This is a genomic window from Ruminococcus sp. AF31-8BH, from assembly GCF_003460605.1.
GTDB lineage: Bacteria > Bacillota > Clostridia > Lachnospirales > Lachnospiraceae > Blautia_A > Blautia_A acetigignens.
Window position 1 is genome coordinate 44,162 of sequence record NZ_QTVN01000001.1, and the last position, 16,194, is coordinate 60,355.

The 16,194-nt window shown below is 46.1% G+C and carries 13 protein-coding genes; 1 reads left to right on the forward strand and 12 read right to left on the reverse strand.

Annotated elements, in window-relative coordinates:
• Nucleotides 1-132: 132 nt before the first annotated feature.
• The 9 genes from pth to DWZ38_RS00230 all read right to left on the reverse strand — a co-directional run bounded on the left by pth (nt 133) and on the right by DWZ38_RS00230 (nt 11,444).
• Nucleotides 133-711, reverse strand: a complete 579-nt coding sequence (pth, locus tag DWZ38_RS00190; protein ID WP_117849368.1) for an aminoacyl-tRNA hydrolase — start codon at nt 709-711, stop codon at nt 133-135.
• Between the two features lie 21 nt (nt 712-732).
• A complete protein-coding gene (locus DWZ38_RS00195; RefSeq protein WP_021926477.1) occupies nt 733-1,683 on the reverse strand; it encodes a GTP-binding protein in 951 nt (316 codons plus the stop codon).
• A 33-nt stretch (nt 1,684-1,716) separates the two neighbouring features.
• Entirely contained in the window at nt 1,717-2,970 is a 1,254-nt protein-coding gene (locus DWZ38_RS00200) for a CobW family GTP-binding protein (protein WP_117849369.1), read from the reverse strand.
• Between the two features lie 270 nt (nt 2,971-3,240).
• Entirely contained in the window at nt 3,241-3,474 is a 234-nt protein-coding gene (locus tag DWZ38_RS00205) for a hypothetical protein (RefSeq protein WP_021926479.1), read from the reverse strand.
• Between the two features lie 191 nt (nt 3,475-3,665).
• Entirely contained in the window at nt 3,666-5,549 is a 1,884-nt protein-coding gene (gene glgB / locus DWZ38_RS00210; protein WP_021926480.1) for a 1,4-alpha-glucan branching protein GlgB, read from the reverse strand.
• A 228-nt stretch (nt 5,550-5,777) separates the two neighbouring features.
• Nucleotides 5,778-7,001 (reverse strand): polysaccharide deacetylase family protein, encoded by a 1,224-nt coding sequence (locus DWZ38_RS00215; RefSeq protein ID WP_243000099.1) that lies wholly within the window; start codon nt 6,999-7,001, stop codon nt 5,778-5,780.
• Nucleotides 7,002-7,066: 65 nt separating this feature from the next.
• Nucleotides 7,067-8,170, reverse strand: coding sequence for an N-acetylglucosamine-6-phosphate deacetylase (gene nagA, locus DWZ38_RS00220; protein ID WP_117849371.1), 1,104 nt, complete (start codon nt 8,168-8,170; stop codon nt 7,067-7,069).
• 2 nt (nt 8,171-8,172) lie between these two features.
• The gene (gene tig, locus DWZ38_RS00225) at nt 8,173-9,501 is read right to left on the reverse strand and encodes a trigger factor (RefSeq protein ID WP_117849372.1); all 1,329 of its coding nucleotides are present in this window, start codon (nt 9,499-9,501) and stop codon (nt 8,173-8,175) included.
• A 110-nt stretch (nt 9,502-9,611) separates the two neighbouring features.
• Nucleotides 9,612-11,444 carry a polysaccharide deacetylase family protein gene (locus tag DWZ38_RS00230; protein ID WP_243000100.1) on the reverse strand — a complete coding sequence of 611 codons (1,833 nt, stop codon included), beginning with the start codon at nt 11,442-11,444 and terminating at the stop codon, nt 9,612-9,614.
• A gap of 339 nt (nt 11,445-11,783) precedes the next feature.
• Between DWZ38_RS00230 and DWZ38_RS00235 the strand changes: the two genes are divergently transcribed.
• The gene (locus DWZ38_RS00235; protein WP_021926485.1) at nt 11,784-12,281 is read left to right on the forward strand and encodes a hypothetical protein; all 498 of its coding nucleotides are present in this window, start codon (nt 11,784-11,786) and stop codon (nt 12,279-12,281) included.
• Nucleotides 12,282-12,316: 35 nt separating this feature from the next.
• On the opposite strand, the gene DWZ38_RS00240 is transcribed toward DWZ38_RS00235, so the two are convergent.
• The 3 genes from DWZ38_RS00240 to DWZ38_RS00250 all read right to left on the reverse strand — a co-directional run bounded on the left by DWZ38_RS00240 (nt 12,317) and on the right by DWZ38_RS00250 (nt 16,150).
• Complete coding sequence (locus DWZ38_RS00240; protein ID WP_021926486.1) at nt 12,317-13,645, reverse strand: ATP-binding protein; 1,329 nt, start codon at nt 13,643-13,645, stop codon at nt 12,317-12,319.
• Nucleotides 13,642-14,352 (reverse strand): LytTR family DNA-binding domain-containing protein, encoded by a 711-nt coding sequence (locus tag DWZ38_RS00245; protein WP_117849373.1) that lies wholly within the window; start codon nt 14,350-14,352, stop codon nt 13,642-13,644. The genes DWZ38_RS00240 and DWZ38_RS00245 overlap by 4 nt, the downstream gene beginning before the upstream one ends.
• 223 nt (nt 14,353-14,575) lie before the next feature.
• Nucleotides 14,576-16,150, reverse strand: coding sequence for an MFS transporter (locus DWZ38_RS00250; protein WP_243000101.1), 1,575 nt, complete (start codon nt 16,148-16,150; stop codon nt 14,576-14,578).
• Between the last annotated feature and the right edge of the window lie 44 nt (nt 16,151-16,194).

A 16,194-nucleotide genomic window follows, 5' to 3' on the forward strand; every position in this document is an offset into this window, starting at 1 on the left:
CCTCCTTTATCGATTTTTGCCGCCCCAGGAGCATATTGAAAAAAAGTTCCAGGGGCAAAAGAAGCCCAGCTTACTGACTGGACTTCCTTCATTACTGTTTTCTATGCATCACGAAGTATATTGCTGAGCTAACTACTCAGTAACCCTCTTTCGATTATATTCATTCATGGCCGCATCCGGACCATCTGTGATGATTTTTTCTACTGCATCTGCGGCAAGCTCAATGGCCTCATCCACAAGCTTGCGGTCATCTGCTGAAAAACGTCCAAGCACATGATCAGCAAGATCCCATCCCTTTGGCTTAGCGCCTACGCCGACCTTCACACGCATAAACTTCTGTGTGCACAGTCTGCCGATGATATCCTTCAGGCCATTGTGGCCTCCTGCGCTGCCCTGCTTGCGGATGCGAAGCTGTCCTGGCTCCAGGTCAATGTCATCCTGGATGATGATCAGCTCGCTCTCCGGATCAATCTTGAAATATGCTGCCATCTCCTGCACCGGACCGCCGCTGAGATTCATGAAAGACAAAGGCTTCATGAAAATCACCTTCTCGCCGCCGATAAAGCCGGAGCCATACATGGCATTAAATTTTACGCCGCCCTGTGGAATCTTATGACGCTCCACAAGCACGTCAATTGTATCAAAACCCATATTGTGGCGGGTCGCCTCATACTGCTTCCCGGGGTTTCCCAGTCCAACAACTAAATACATAATCTACAATCCTTATATTCATCAGTTAAAGTAAACCATTTCATCTGCCAGCGGCTCGCATGGAGTTACATTCTCTGCATAGAGCACGATTCCCTCGCCCTGGTATTCTGAACGGTTCTCAAACGCAACCTTGGCAGTTACCTCTACCCATTCGCCTGGCTTCAGCTTCGGCGCATAAGCACTCTTGCAGATATAGCCAAGGAAAGAAGTGTCATCTGCACAGCAGGTCATAGCAGTACGTCCTGGAATAAAGAACTTGCTTCCCATTCCTCTCGGGCGTCTTGCACGGGCCTTGAAGCGCAGTGTTTTACCAACGTAACGATCTGGATGATCCATGGCATCCACAAACCAGATACCGTAATCTTCCGGCGGAATATCCACGATATCTGCATCCAGGTCAAATGGCATCTGATCTGCGAAGATATCTGTCATCTCCCCTTCTTCATCCTCAAAAATAACCTCGGCACTTGGGTTTACCACTTTAATGCTTCTGCGGAAATTGGAAAGAGGATATTCCATCTTGCTGCGGTTGAACACTACCATATCCGCATTGCGGACCATATCCATGAAAAGGGATTTCATGTTCTGCATGTAAACCTGAAATGTGCTTGCATCCACACAGGTGATGTGCTGCTCAATGCCCCAGCCCTGGGGAAGGCGCATTTCCTCAAATTTGCTTACCAGCCACATTCCATTGTATTCCATAACCACACGCTCCGGCTGGTGGATAATATCAAGAGCCTGGAGACGCTCCGGTGTAAACTCTTCTTCCTTCTCAATAACCTCTATGACAACATTGTCCTTTGCAAGGGCATCCTCATCATATTCTTCCTCACCCTCTTCGCAGAGAATAAGAAGTGTTTTGCCCTCTGTGCGAAAATAATCCTGCTGCAGGGTAAAGCTGAGGAAAGAGGTCTTGCCGCTTTCCAGGAATCCGGTTATGAGATAAATCGGTACTGTAATTTCATCCATGTTACAGAAACCTCCCTGTATTTTTTACTGTCATTATGCTACGCCGAAAAGTTCAGCCAGCTTGTCTTCCTTCAGTTTGGAACCGATCACGCAGAGACGTCCTGTGTACTCCGGTGATCCCTCACGGATCTCAGTTTCTTCCGGAACCATATCAAAGTAGATCCAGGTTCCATCCTCTGCCGGAAGCATTCCCTTTGCACGGAGAATTACGCCATATTCCTCTGAAGTGGAAAGGCTTTCAAGCATCTTCTCAAGACCTTCTCGTGTGAATTTCTTGATTGTCTCACGTCCCCAGCTTGTGAATACTTCGTCTGCGTGATGATGGTGATGATCATGATGATGTCCGCAGCCGCACTCCTCATCGTGATCGTGGTGATGATGCTCGTGATCATGGTCATGTCCACAGCCGCACTCCTCATCATGGTCGTGGTGATGATGCTCGTGATCGTGGTCATGTCCGCAGCCGCACTCTTCATCATGGTCGTGGTGATGATGTTCGTGATCGTGGTCATGTCCGCAGCCGCACTCCTCGTCATGGTCGTGATGATGATGCTCATGATCGTGGTCGCACTCTTCATCATGGTCATGGTGATGCTCGTGATCATGGTCATGTCCGCAGCCGCACTCCTCATCGTGATCGTGGTGATGATGGTGCTCATGCTCTTCCTTCAGAAGTTCATCTGCCAGGGAAACCGGATGCTCCATAACCTCAAGGATCTTCTTGCCGTCCAGCTTCTCAATTGGAGTAGTGATGATAGCAGCCTTCTCATTGATGGAACGAAGAAGCTCCATAGACTCCATAGCTTTCTTCTCATCTACAATATCGGTACGGCTCATGATAATAGCGCCGGCATACTGTACCTGGTTGTCAAAGAACTCGCCGAAGTTTCTCATATACATCTTGCATTTCTTTGCATCCACTACTGTGGTGTAGCTGTTCAGCTGGATGTCTACATCTTCCTCAACACCCTGTACAGCCTTGATCACGTCGGAAAGCTTACCTACGCCTGATGGCTCGATCAGGATACGGTCCGGATGATATTTCTCTACAACTTCCTTCAGAGAAGCACCGAAATCACCTACCAGAGAGCAGCAGATACATCCGGAATTCATCTCACGAATCTCAATACCTGCATCCTTCAGGAAACCGCCGTCAATACCAATCTCACCAAACTCATTCTCGATCAGTACTACCTGCTCGCCTTCAAAAGCCTCTTTCAGAAGCTTCTTGATCAGTGTTGTTTTACCGGCTCCAAGGAAACCGGAGATAATGTCAATCTTTACCATTTTGTATTTCCCCTTTCTATTCTACGGGGCACCAGATTCGCATCTTCAGAATTTTTTTTCAAAAAATTCCAAGAATGCTTTATTCGGCACCGGGATTTTCGCATAACATGTTTTGACCAGGAAGCATAAATACCCCCTGGTTCTTTGCCTCTTGGCAGGGCTAGAGCATGTTTGAAAAAGGCCCTAGTTTGCCCTACCTGTCAGAAAAGGGGACATGACAATGTCACATCCCCCCTGATATATTATCCCAAATTCACAGATTTATGCAGATCAGCCGTTGATCATGAAGTGCATAAGCTTATCAATGTCTTCTTTCTCATATGCAACAATCTCAAGCTCCGGAATCTCACCGTTGGAGAAGATGTTTGCAAGAGATACATACTGTGATAATTTAGATTTCAGGTTCAGTCTGTCTCCTTCGCCAGTTACCAGCTCTACTTTACCTGCACAGCTGTCTACTACACTAAAAAATTTCTCAATGTCTTTAATATTAGATACCTTCATGTCAATATTCTCCTTTCAACATGTAACACTTTTTTCCATTTCTTTTCGTCGGGCTCATTATAGCGCAACTTTTCCCAAATTTCAACAGATTTTTGGGCTTGTGAGAAAAATCCCCAACAGTCACAAACAAAGCCTGATTTTGCCCGGTTCTTTAGGCATTTTTATTACGGATTCTCTGATTACAGAATGTTTTAATACTGGAAGATCGCCACTCCGTAAGCTGGAAGGGGATATGCAAAGGAAAACGGACGGTTGTCGCATTCCTGTTTCTCTGCCTTAAATACCTTCTTCGCTGTCATGCCGTTCTCATCCAGAAGCTGCGTGTACTGTTTCTTCTTGGGAACGCCAACCCGGTAGTCCGGACGGTCCATAGGGGTGAAGTTGCAGATCACCAGAAGATTATTTCTTCCTGTAGGAGACTTCCTTACAAAGCTGTAGATGCTTCTGTCCCCGTCATCTGCATTGATCCACTCGAATCCGGAAGGATCTGTATCCATTCCGTAAAGTGCCGGATACTTGCGGTACATCTTCAGAAGAGCCTTCACGAAATCCTTCAGGTCGCGATGCTTCTCTTCTCCCAGAAGGAACCAGTCAAGTTCTCTCTCCTCGCTCCACTCACGAAGCTGACCGAATTCCTGTCCCATGAACAGAAGCTTCTTGCCAGGGTGGCAGAACATAAAGGTATAAGCAGCCTTCAGGTTCTTAAACTTGTCATCCGGCTCTCCCGGCATTTTCTCCAGCATGGATTTCTTCAGATGCACAACCTCATCATGGGAAATGACCAGAACATATTTCTCACTGTATGCGTAGGTCATGGAGAATGTCATCTTATTATGATTAAACTTACGGAAATAAGGATCCAGCTTCATGTATTCCAGGAAATCATTCATCCAGCCCATGTTCCATTTCAGGGAAAATCCAAGTCCGTCATCCTCAGCCTTACCTGTAACCTTCGGCCATGCAGTAGACTCTTCTGCGATCATGACCGTTCCATGATTTCTTCCCAGGACAACCGTATTCAGGTGCTTGAAAAACTCGATTGCTTCCAGGTTCTGGTTTCCACCATATTTATTTGCTACCCACTGGCCGTCATTTTTGCCATAGTCCAGATACAGCATGGACGCAACTGCATCCACACGCAGTCCGTCTACATGGCATTCCTCGATCCAGAACAGGGCATTGGCAATGAGGAAGTTCTTAACTTCCGGTCTGCCATAGTTGTATATCTTGGTTCCCCAGTCCGGGTGCTCGCCCTGTCTCGGGTCTGCATGCTCATAAACCGCTGTGCCGTCAAAATTAGCAAGACCGTGTGCATCCTTGGGGAAATGGGCAGGTACCCAGTCCAGGATAACACCAATCTTCTGTCTGTGAAGATAATCTACCAGATATTTAAAATCCTGTGGAGTACCATAGCGGGATGTAGGCGCATAATATCCAGTTACCTGGTAGCCCCAGGAGCCGTCAAATGGATGCTCTGCAATTCCCATCAGTTCCACATGTGTGTAGCCCATATCCTTTACATACTGAGCCAGCTTCACTGCCAGTTCTCTGTAATTGTAAAAGCCCTTCTCGTCCTCTTCGGTAGCCGGATGCTTCATCCAGGAGCCTGGATGCACTTCATAAATGGACATGGCATTCTTGGTCTCATCGAACTTCTGGCGGTTCTTCATCCAGGTTCCGTCTTTCCACTTAAAGTCGCGGATGTCTGTAATTCTGGATGCAGTTCCCGGTCTTAATTCTGCCTCATTGGCATAAGGGTCTGCTTTGTAAATGTGCTCCCCGTTCATTCCAATAATAAAGAACTTATACAGCTGGCCAATCTTCGCGCCTGGAACAAATGTTTCAAATACACCGATCGGGCCTGCCTTCGTCATGGGGTTCGCCTGTTCATCCCATTCATTAAATTCTCCAATTACCGAGACCCCCTGTGCATTGGGTGCCCATACTGCAAAATAGACGCCCTCTTCATCACCATCCTTCACAGGATGTGCTCCAAGCTTTCTGTAAATATCATAATGGGTTCCCTGTCCAAACAGGTACTGATCGAGTTCTGTAAACTGTAATTTCTCTCCCATCAGAAAGTTACCTCCCTAAACTTTCATTCATGAATATTTCTGTACAAACAGTCATATTCTTTTCGTAAAAATCCTTACGCACATTATAACATACTCTTTTCCTCCACGCCACAATTAAATTGTCTATTATTCCCAAAAACATCATACCAAAATCGAGCTTTCCTGTAAAAAAATACGCCTGTACTTTCGAAATTCCTTCTAAAGTACAAGCGTTATTTTCGTTAAATATTATTCGCTGGAATTGCTTCCATCTTCACTGCCGTCGGAATAGTCTTCACTGCCGTCGCTGCCGCTTCCATCCTCAGAACCATCGCTGGAATCTTCTGTACCGTCAGAAGTATCTGCATCAGAGGTACTATTTCCTGCATAACCAGGTACCAGCCCCTGATCCAGGATATCCTGCCAGAAGTTGTTGTAAGAAGCATTCTGAAGAGTAACATTCTTGGCCTCTGCCATCTCGCTTACGGTAACAAGCTTGAAGCCCATATTAATCAGCTCCGGAATAATCCTCTCTGCAGCTTTCACAGAAGGCTCATGAATATCATGCATCAGAATAATGGTACCGTCTTTGATCACACTGCTGTTATCCTGCATAATGGATTTGTAGTCAAGATCCACATCCTTATACTTCCAGTCAAGGGAATCCAGAGACCACATGAAGAACGGTTTCCCCACCGCATTCATAATGTCCTCGTTGGCATTTCCGTAAGGAGCTCTCACTACAGTAGAAGCCTGACCGCAGGCATCGATCAACGCCTGGTCTGCATCATTAAACTCCTTCACTACACTGTCCAGGCTCAATTCATACATATTGGCATGATCCCAGGAATGGTTGCCGATCTCGCAGCCAAGCTCCAGCATTCTCTTCACGTCATCCTGATAGTTCTGAACATTCTGGCCAAGCATGAAGAAGGTTGCGTGTGCATTATTTTCTTCCAGGCAGTCCAGAAGCTCAGAGGTATACTCTCCCGGGCCATCATCAAATGTCAGTGCAATCATCGGACGCTTCTCAGAAGCATTATAGGAACCATCGTCGTTAAAGTAATAATCCTGTGATCCCTTTGTCACCCACCCGGTCTGCATATAGCCATTGTCATCAAAGGCATATGTCACACCGTCAATTTCTGCAAAACCACCTGTATAATATGTACCGTCTGCATTCTGATACCAGCGGCCGTTGTCATCCTCATGCCATCCCGGTGTAAGGGTGGAAACCTTAGTCAGATCGCTCTGCCCTTTCAGAGGCTGCCGCTGTGCAGCTGTAGGATCCGCGGTCTGCTCCGCATCTGCCTGCACCTGCTGGGACTCCCCGGTACTCTTCCCTCCAATGCGGCTCACAATAGGAAAAATCACCCCGCGTATTACAAATATGACGGCAAGTACCATAGCCACCACATAAGTAATCAGCTTAATGATCTTCCTTCGTCGTATCTGGCGCTGCTTTTTACGCATTCTTTCGCGTATAACACTTCTATCCATCTATACTTCCCTCTTTATCCGTTGTTGCAAAAAATCCCTTATAATACTTTTTTCAGCTCCAGATCATCTGTTACCAGCAGAATGTCAGCCTCTTTTCCCACAGAAAGAGAACCAACCTCATCGTAAATGCCAATGCTCTTAGCCGGGTTTCTTGTAGCCGAAAAAACAGCTTCCTCCACAGGCACACCGAAAGAAACTACCTTGCGCATGCAGTCATACAGGTTAGTAGCGGAGCCTGCAATGGTACCGTCCTTTAGGGTAGCCTTGCAGTCCTTCATGGTTACTTCCTGTCCGCCCAGCTGGTAGGTTCCATTCTCCATACCAGTGGCCATCATGGAATCACTGATCAGTACAATTCTCTCCGGTCCGAACATTCTAAAGGTTCCACGGATTACAGAAGGATGGATATGAATTCCGTCACAGATCATTTCCACCATGCACTGCTCATCATCAGAGGCTGCACCGATCAGTCCCGGTGCTCTGTGAGCCAGCGGCTGCATGGCATTATAAAGATGGGTCACATGATGCGCGCCTCTTCTCATTGCCTCAGATGCCGTCTCATAGTCTGCACCTGTATGTCCAAGGGAAATACAAACCTCGTTATGTACTTCGTCAATAAACTCCATAGCCCCTTCTACATTCGGAGCCAGAGTCACAAGCTTCACCATATTGCCGGAATAAGCATTCAGCTCACGGAAAAATTCTGCGTCCGGTTTGCGGATATAGCCTTCTACATGGGCACCTTTTTTCTTCGGGTCCAGGAACGGTCCCTCCATATTAATGCCTCTTACTGTAGCACCTTCCGGGAAATCTCCTACTGTCTTTATGGTTGCGAAGATTTCCTTCAGTTCCTCTGCCGGAAGTGTCATGGAGGTCGGACAATAGGAAGTCACTCCATGGCTCTTCTCATATTTCAGAATAATCTTAAGCCCCTCCGGGTCTGCATCGGAAAAGTCGTGGCCAAATGCACCGTGGCTGTGTACATCCACCAGTCCTGGAAGCACCTTCAGTCCTTTGGCATCTATTACAGTCTTGTCTGTAACCTCTGCCTCAGTGGCTACGATCTTATGATTCTCTACATATAAATCCTGTATCTGAAAACTTCCATCTTCCTGAAATACTTCTCCATTTTTAATGATCATGATTATTCTGCCCCCTCCTGGGATGAATCTTCTGTATTGGTATCCTGTGCATCTGCATTACTGTCAGCTTTCTCGCTGTCTGCACCGTCATTTGCAGTATCCTGTTTCTCTTCCTCTGTTTCACCAGCGGCTGTCTGCTCTTCACCAGCCTCATCTGTGGTCTGTCCCTCTTCGGTATCTGCTGCCTCTGCATCTTCTCCTGCAGTCTGGTCATAGTTTGCATTTGCAATAATAAAATCTTCAACTCGCATCAGGCCAATCGTCTCATCTACTGCAACCTGACCATAAGTGTCAATCAGTGCAGCAAGATCACCGGATGCATACTGCTCAACCAGCTGGTCCTGAATAGCAAGGCACTCCTCATCATCCAAAGTCATGCCCTCTGCATCCATAATTCCCTGAATGATCAGATTCTGTTTTACCTTCGCCTGTGCATACTGCTGGCACTGCGCTTCGAAATCATCCATAGACACTCCCTGGGACTCTACAAAGTCTTCCAGTTCCATATCTGCCTGCTTCGCATATGCCTCCGCCTGCTTTTTAAAGGTCTCCACAGCATCATTTACATCCTCCTCCGGGTATTCCACAACCTCAGAATTGGTATATACGGTATTCCATGCAGTGCTTCTAAGGCTGTTCTCCGCCTGCTCCTGGTTCTCCTGCTCAAGCTCACTGCGCACAGATTCTTTGTACTCATCAGTATTCTGATAATCTGTATTGGCAGTTACCCAGCCGTCGGTCAGTTCCGGCGGACGCTTAAAGCTCTGCACCGTAATCTGGAATACGGCTTCCTGTCCTGCCAGGTCTGAATTTCTGTAGCTCTCTGGGAAAGTGACGGTGACATCCTTGGTCTCGCCCTTCTTCATTCCCACGATTCCTTCCTCAAATCCCGGGATCATGGTGCCGCTTCCGATCACAAGATCGTAATTATTGGCAGTTCCGCCCTCAAATGCCTCGCCGTCCTTAGTTCCTACAAAATTAATGGTAGCGGTATCGCCGTTCTGAATAACTGCATCTGCATCATTCACTGTTTCTGATTTATTCTGGAGGTTCTCGGCAACACGATTGTCTATATCTGTGTCTGTAACCTCCTGTACGGTATTGTCCAGGGTGATTCCCTTATAATCTGCAATCGTGACGTACTTCTCAACACTGTCAACGGAAACCAGGCGGGTGTTGCCCTCAGAATCCGTCTTGGATGATAAGGTATCTGCCTCCTGCTCAGTAGCCTGTGCGTCACTTGAGTCTGCCTCGCTTTTATTATTTCCACAGCCATTCACGGCAAGTGCCATGCACATCACCAGCGCTGCAAGATATGCTTTTCTTTTCATACTAAATAAACTCCCTTCAGTTTCTCTTCTATTAAAACTAACATATTTTCTTCCAAAAAGAAAGCCTGCCAGCACATTTCATTTTTTCTTAAGAATTAGAGGCTTTCTGATCAGCCGCCGTTCATAGGCGGTACCGGAGTCGGTCTGGAAGAATCAAATACTTCACTTGCGTCAAACAGATCCGCCAGCAGATCCGGATTGTAATACATTCGGTATCCGTCCACATTTCTTCTTCCCATGCGGAAATATTCGTCTGTGATCTGTACAAAATATTTATTGGAATCCACATTGCAGTAATAATCATAGCCCTGTGACTTCAGATAATTAAACTTCTCATCTCCTGTGTAAGCGCCTCCATTATTAATGTCCGCGCCAAATGCAAAGATGATAATGTCTGTTCCTCCAATAAGCGGATCCACATTTTCCTTGAAATTGGTAGTATCGGTCTGGAGACGTTCCATGGAAACCGTGGACATATTCTTGTGCCCCCATGTGTGGCTGGCAAAAGTCCAGCCCTCTTTTTTCATGGCATCTGCAACCTTCTTGGCTCCTGCCCGCTCTGTTTCCAGGTCAAAATCCGGGTGCGCATTCAGCCATGCAAGCTTGTCATCATTCAGATCATCCGGTCTTGTCTGGTAGCTGATATCCGTGCGATAGCCCAGAATACCGTTATATCCGGTCAGTGCCACAATTCCCTTATGTCCGTGATATGCAAAATCCGGATGCGCTTCCACAAAGCGGTCGATCAGCGGCACAACATCATAGTCGCCCACCACAGTGCTTCCATCATCCTGCACATACTCATTGCGCACCTTGCCGTCCTCATCTACGACAAGCTTAGTGGCAATTCCGTCTCCGTCCTGGGAATGATAGTAGCACACATCATCCTGTGATAATACAAAGGGTGTCTTGCCCTCAGGCAGATAAACGGTCTTGGCTTTCATATTGCCGTCATCATCAAGTCTTGCCAGGTCATAGAGATTCACCATAACATACCCTTCCTCATACATGGTCTGGGTAATCTTGTTAAACTCATCCAGCGTGGTCATTACCTGATTATAGCCATCCTGCTTGTAGTCCCCGTCAAATGCCTTGGAGGTGTCTACAATAAGAGAATGGTAAAAAATATGTGTCACCTGCTCCGGGGACCAGGCTACGCAATTGTCTTTTTCTTTTTTGTATTTCTTCGCTGCATTCTGAAAATGCACATTATATTGATATGCATTGTCATTTTTCAAAAGCTTGATGGCTCCGTCATAATCGTACTGGGCTGCCTTATTCTTGGCAGTGGTCAGAACCTTCTTCTCATGGCGAACCTGTCTGTGGATAAAACCTGCTCCTGCTGCGGCTGCCTGGGGCATGAAATCTGCCTCTGCTTTCACCGGAGCCTGTGTCACAGTAGGATCTGCTGTTTTATTTTCCTCAGAATCTGCTTCTTCGTCATCCGCATTTTCTGAATCATCTGGATTCTCTGCTTCCTTTGAGTCTTCGGATTCAGCTGAATCCGCCGGATCTGTCGTCTCTTTGGAATCTTCCGTCTCATTCTGCTCTTCCGATTCTTTCTCCGGAACAGGCGTTGCCGTAGCTTCCGCTGTTTCTGTATCTTCTTTCTTCTCAGGAATCAAAGCTTTCGCACGGGTTACAAGGGTCTCCACACCATCCTTCAGTCCGATCTGATCACCCCAGAAATATCCTGCTCCTCCAAGGAGTATCAAAACAGTAACAATAAGAGCCAGATTACGATTCCGCATCTGCCTCTTCTTTCTCTGAAGATTACGCTGGTGTCTCTCTTTCCGCCGCTCTTCATAATACGCTTCTTCCTGCTTACTCTCCTTGTCTAATTCCTGTAATTCTTTATCAAGCGTCCCTTCCGTATTGCTGTCGGGGGCTTGTTTTTCTTCCAGAACAGAAGTCTCCTGCTGTTCTGTATCCGTTTTCTTCATATTGTGTATAACTCCTTATTTGTCCTGTCAGCTCCCCCCGTTGATCTGTTATGGGAAACAGCATGGAACATATCTGTCTTGCTCATAACAGGCTGTCACAAACTGATTCGACAGCGATTCTGACATTAACATTTTAACCATATCAGATAAAACTATCCATTTTGTAACCGCTGTTTTCCATTATACATGATATTTATATGAATTACCACCTATTTTACCACAATTCTTCCCTGCCATATCTTGTCAGGATGCCGATTTTTTAATTGCCTTTTCTATAAAACAATGGTAAAATAGAGTTTATGTAAGCAATAAGAAACTTTTTATGGTAGGAGGATAAGTATGCATCCAGTAACAATTGTCCTTCTGGTGATTCTCGTAATCCTCATCGGATTACTGATTGGTTTGTATTTCTTTGGCAAGAAGACCCAGAAGAAACAGGAAGAACAGCAGGCACAGATCGAAGCAAGCAAACAGACCGTTTCCATGCTCGTTATTGATAAGAAGAGAATGCCACTTAAGGAATCCGGTCTCCCACAGATGGTCATTGACCAGACTCCCAAGCTTCTTCGCCGTTCCAAGCTTCCCATCGTTAAGGCTAAGGTTGGTCCGAAGATTTCCATTCTTATCGCAGATGAGAAGGTATTCGACCTGATCCCGGTGAAGAAAGAGATCAAGGCAGAGGTCAGCGGACTTTACATAGTCGGTGTCAAAGGCATCCGCGGCAATCTGGAAGCCCCGGCCAAGAAGAAAAAAGGCTTCTTCGCCCGCTTTAAGAAATCTGCAGAGGAAGCTCAGGCAGCCCAGACCGAGACCAAGAAATCCAAGAAGAAAAAATAATTCAAAAATGCCCTGCATCGCTGCGGGGTGTTTTTTTATCGTTTCATAGGAATCAAAATCTTCAGTTCAAACCAGTTATCCGTCTTGCCGGCAACCACAGAGCCGCCGTATTTTTCCACAATCTTCTTCATGCTCTTCATTCCATAACCATGGAAACGTTTATCTGCCTTGGTTGTGATCGGAAGTCCGTCCTGAAACTGAATGTCCTCCTCGCAGTAATTCTCTGTACGGATACGGATAAACTGTCTGTCCTGAATTACGTGAAGGGCAATCAGCCGCTTCTCCCGCTCTTTGATCTTCACCACGCTCTCAATGGCATTGTCCAGCATGTTTCCAAAAAGTGCACTGATATCCATATCCTCCATAAAATTCAGGAGCTGGCCTTCACCTATGAATTTCAGCTCAATGCCATGCCTCTGGCAATGCATGCTCTTGCTTGTAAGAATGGTATCCAGAACCTTATTGCCTGTCTTGTTCTGTGTCTCATAAATCTTGATCTCGCGCTCCATCTGCGCCAGATATTCCCCGGATTTCTCAGAATCCGCGCCGCTTTTCAGCAGATTGATCTGGTGCTTCAGATCGTGATATTTCTGATTTACAATGTCAATGCTCTCCTTGGAAAGCTTATAATTGCTGTACTGCATGTTCATAATATTCCGAAGGGTATCCTTCTCGAATCTTAGCTGAATCTCCTTCACCTGGATATGATATGCATAAAGCACCGCCATACCGCTTAAGTCTGCCAGGGTACGGATAATGAAAATATCCATAGCAGTTCCGCCGCTGAAAAGACTGTTTGCATCTACATAGCTGAGATTGCTGATGCCGTATACAATTGCGGTCACAATGCAGGCAACGATCATCTCCCGTCTGGTAATCTGCAGTTCCTCAATATCTTTTTTCAGATAGCGCTCAATAAAATAAATGATTGCGTAAATTACCGCATAAATCAATACCATGTGAACACAGCTCCAGATCAGCTGCTTCATATTTCCACTTTCAACAGCAGGGAAATCGCCTGTATAAAAATAAATAATCTGCCAGCAAAGAGAAGCCGCAAATTCTGCGCTGATAAACGCCTTTGCACAGAAGAACCCGGTCTCCCGCCAGGACAGTTCCCCTGCCATTTTAATATACAGAAGCATCAGGCCAAACACACAAAGCATAAGAGGGATAAAGAAAATCTGCTTAATCCCGTCCGTGAAAAACATTACCAGGAAAATACTGATAAAGCTGAGCACGCTGTACAGATATTTCCACCAGTCCTTTTTTCCACGACCTTCTACAATTACCATTACAAAAGCAGAGAGCCAGTAAGAAATGGCATAATAATAACCGGGTGTATTCACTACTGTACTGCTCATTTTCCCACCTCATTCATATATTCATTCAGGGCATCCAGAAATGGCTTGCGCCTGCTGCGGCTTACCTGAATGGTATCGCCGTTTACCATAATGTCACTGCCCTGATAGGTCTCCACAAATTCCAGATTCACAAGATAACAGCGGTTGCACCGGAAATATCGCTTGGGGTTGAACTGATTGTCCGTATCCCGCATAGTTCCCTTTGTCTCAAAATCCCCGTCCAGGGTGTGGTAGATCAGCACATGATCCTGCACCTCTACATAGCAGATCCGTGCTACATCCAGCTTCTTCTTGCCGCCCTTTAAGACAATGGTAATGTATTCCTTCTCAGGAGCCTTCACCTTGGACAGCGCCCTTGCCATGCTCTCGGAAAAAGAGAAGTAGGAAATGGGCTTGAGAATATAGTCCAGCGCATTGACCTTGTACCCCTGAATGGCGTACTGGGGCATATTTGTGATAAAAATAATAATCACGTTGGTATCCAGCTCGCGTATTTTTTCCGCTGCCTTCATTCCGTTGAGAAAAGCCATCTCGATGTCAAGAATAATCAGATCGTAGCTGGCTGTATAGTCAGTCACAATGTCCTCTCCGTCCTGAAATTCCGTAAGAGAAAATTTCACCTGATTTTCTTTTTCGTATCTGCTCAGACATTTCTTCAAAGCTTCCCGGTCATGCCGGTCATCTTCCACAATCGCAATTCTTACCATAGTTGTTCCTCACCCGTTCCGTAATATCTCTCTAATATGAAAACCAGCTGCGTCCGCCTGCGTTTCACAGTATTTCCATTCCCCCTCTGAATTTCCATACTGCTGGTACTTTTCATAAAAAACGGCCCTCCGGTACAGTGATCACTGCGCCAGAGAGCCGAATCACTTATACTTGCTTAATAAGCATAGTATAACAGGAATCAGGTTCTGAAACAATTATATTTTATTTTTTAAGGGCTGCCTTTTTCTGGTTTTCCTTGATAGTCTTCTGATCCTCCTCGATGTGCTTCTCCACATCCAGGCGGCTCATAAGGATAATAACAACGGCATAAGTAATCACATCCGCAGCCAGGAACGCAAACGCAAGCACCTGCTCCACGCCGCCCATCTGGCGGTAAACCACCTGGCCGGTGTAATTTGCCACATTTTCAATGATCTCCAGTGTCTGCGGGTTGCATGCAATACCAGTGTTGCTGTAGCCTGCAAATGTGAGAAGGCTGTTCAGTACACCGATGCAAAGTCCGCTAAGACCAACCATAATGGAGCTGTAAACAGACATAGTAAATCCGTCGCTTCGGAAACCGTTTTTCGCTTCCAGGTGATCCAGTACATCAGAAAGAAGTGCCATAGTGACATACACTGCCGGAATACTTCCGATTCCCTTCAGTACCATACTGGTTGCAACCATTCCAAAGCTGTGTACATTTAAGAAGCAAACCAGTCCGCCTACAACGGAGAAGCACAGTCCTGAAACAACGGCTCTCTTTTTACCAAGCTTACGGGCAATGGGCCATGCCACTACCATACCAACCGCAGTTGGGATTCCGCCAACCAGACCAAGTGTTGACATCAGTACTCCGGAAGTCTGCTCCGGATTGGAAGAATTGATAACGCTATCAAACATCCATCTTACATAGAAACTCATGGAGCTGTTCTTGATCAGCTGACCAAACTGGAAGATCAGGAAGTAAAGAATGATGATCCACCAGTATTTATTGTGGATACAGCCTTCCAGCTGTTTCTTCAGCGGAAGCTTCTCTTCCTTTACATTCAGGTTTGCTGTCTCTTCTGTAATACGCTCTCTTGTAAAATAGTACTCCAGCATACAGCCAAATGCACTTACTAGGCAAAGCACGATGGAAATGATTCTCCAGTGCGCATAGCTGGCATCCACATCAATTCCGCCGTCCTTTGTCACAAACAGGAAGCTCTGCAGAAGGATCGGCACAAGAATGCTGGCTCCAACTCCTGCGGATGCAACCATTGCTGCATTTGACAGGGTTGCCAGAAGTCCGCGGCTCTCAGAATTTCTGGTGGAAAGAGAAACCATGGAGCTGTGTGCGCAGTAAAAGCACGGATATGCAAGCGCATAGTACAGATTGTAGGAAACTGCGATCCAGATCATCTGCATAGCATTGCTTCCCTTGTTTGGTGTCATAAACATAAGGATAATTGCCACGATCAGCATAGGAGCTGCAAGAATCAGGTACGGTCTTGCTTTTCCCTGTGTGGATCTGGTGTTGTCGATCCACTGTCCAATCATCAGGTTTCCGAGAACTACGAAGATCACGGATACGATTGGAAGAAGTGTAGCAAATGCTCCGAATTTTGTCCAGCCAAGTACATCCACATAATAACGGTTCAGATATGCACCAAAGATGGAGTTGGCAAACATGGCACAGAATGGAGCCAGAAAATAACCGATGATCATTTCCGGGATTTTCACCTCATCAGACTTGATCCTGGTTTTGAAAACCGGCTTTTCTGCAACTTTTTTTGCAAAATTAGTAATGTTCAAGTGTTTCGCCTCCTGGGTTTATTTGACTCTTAAGATAAACTCTT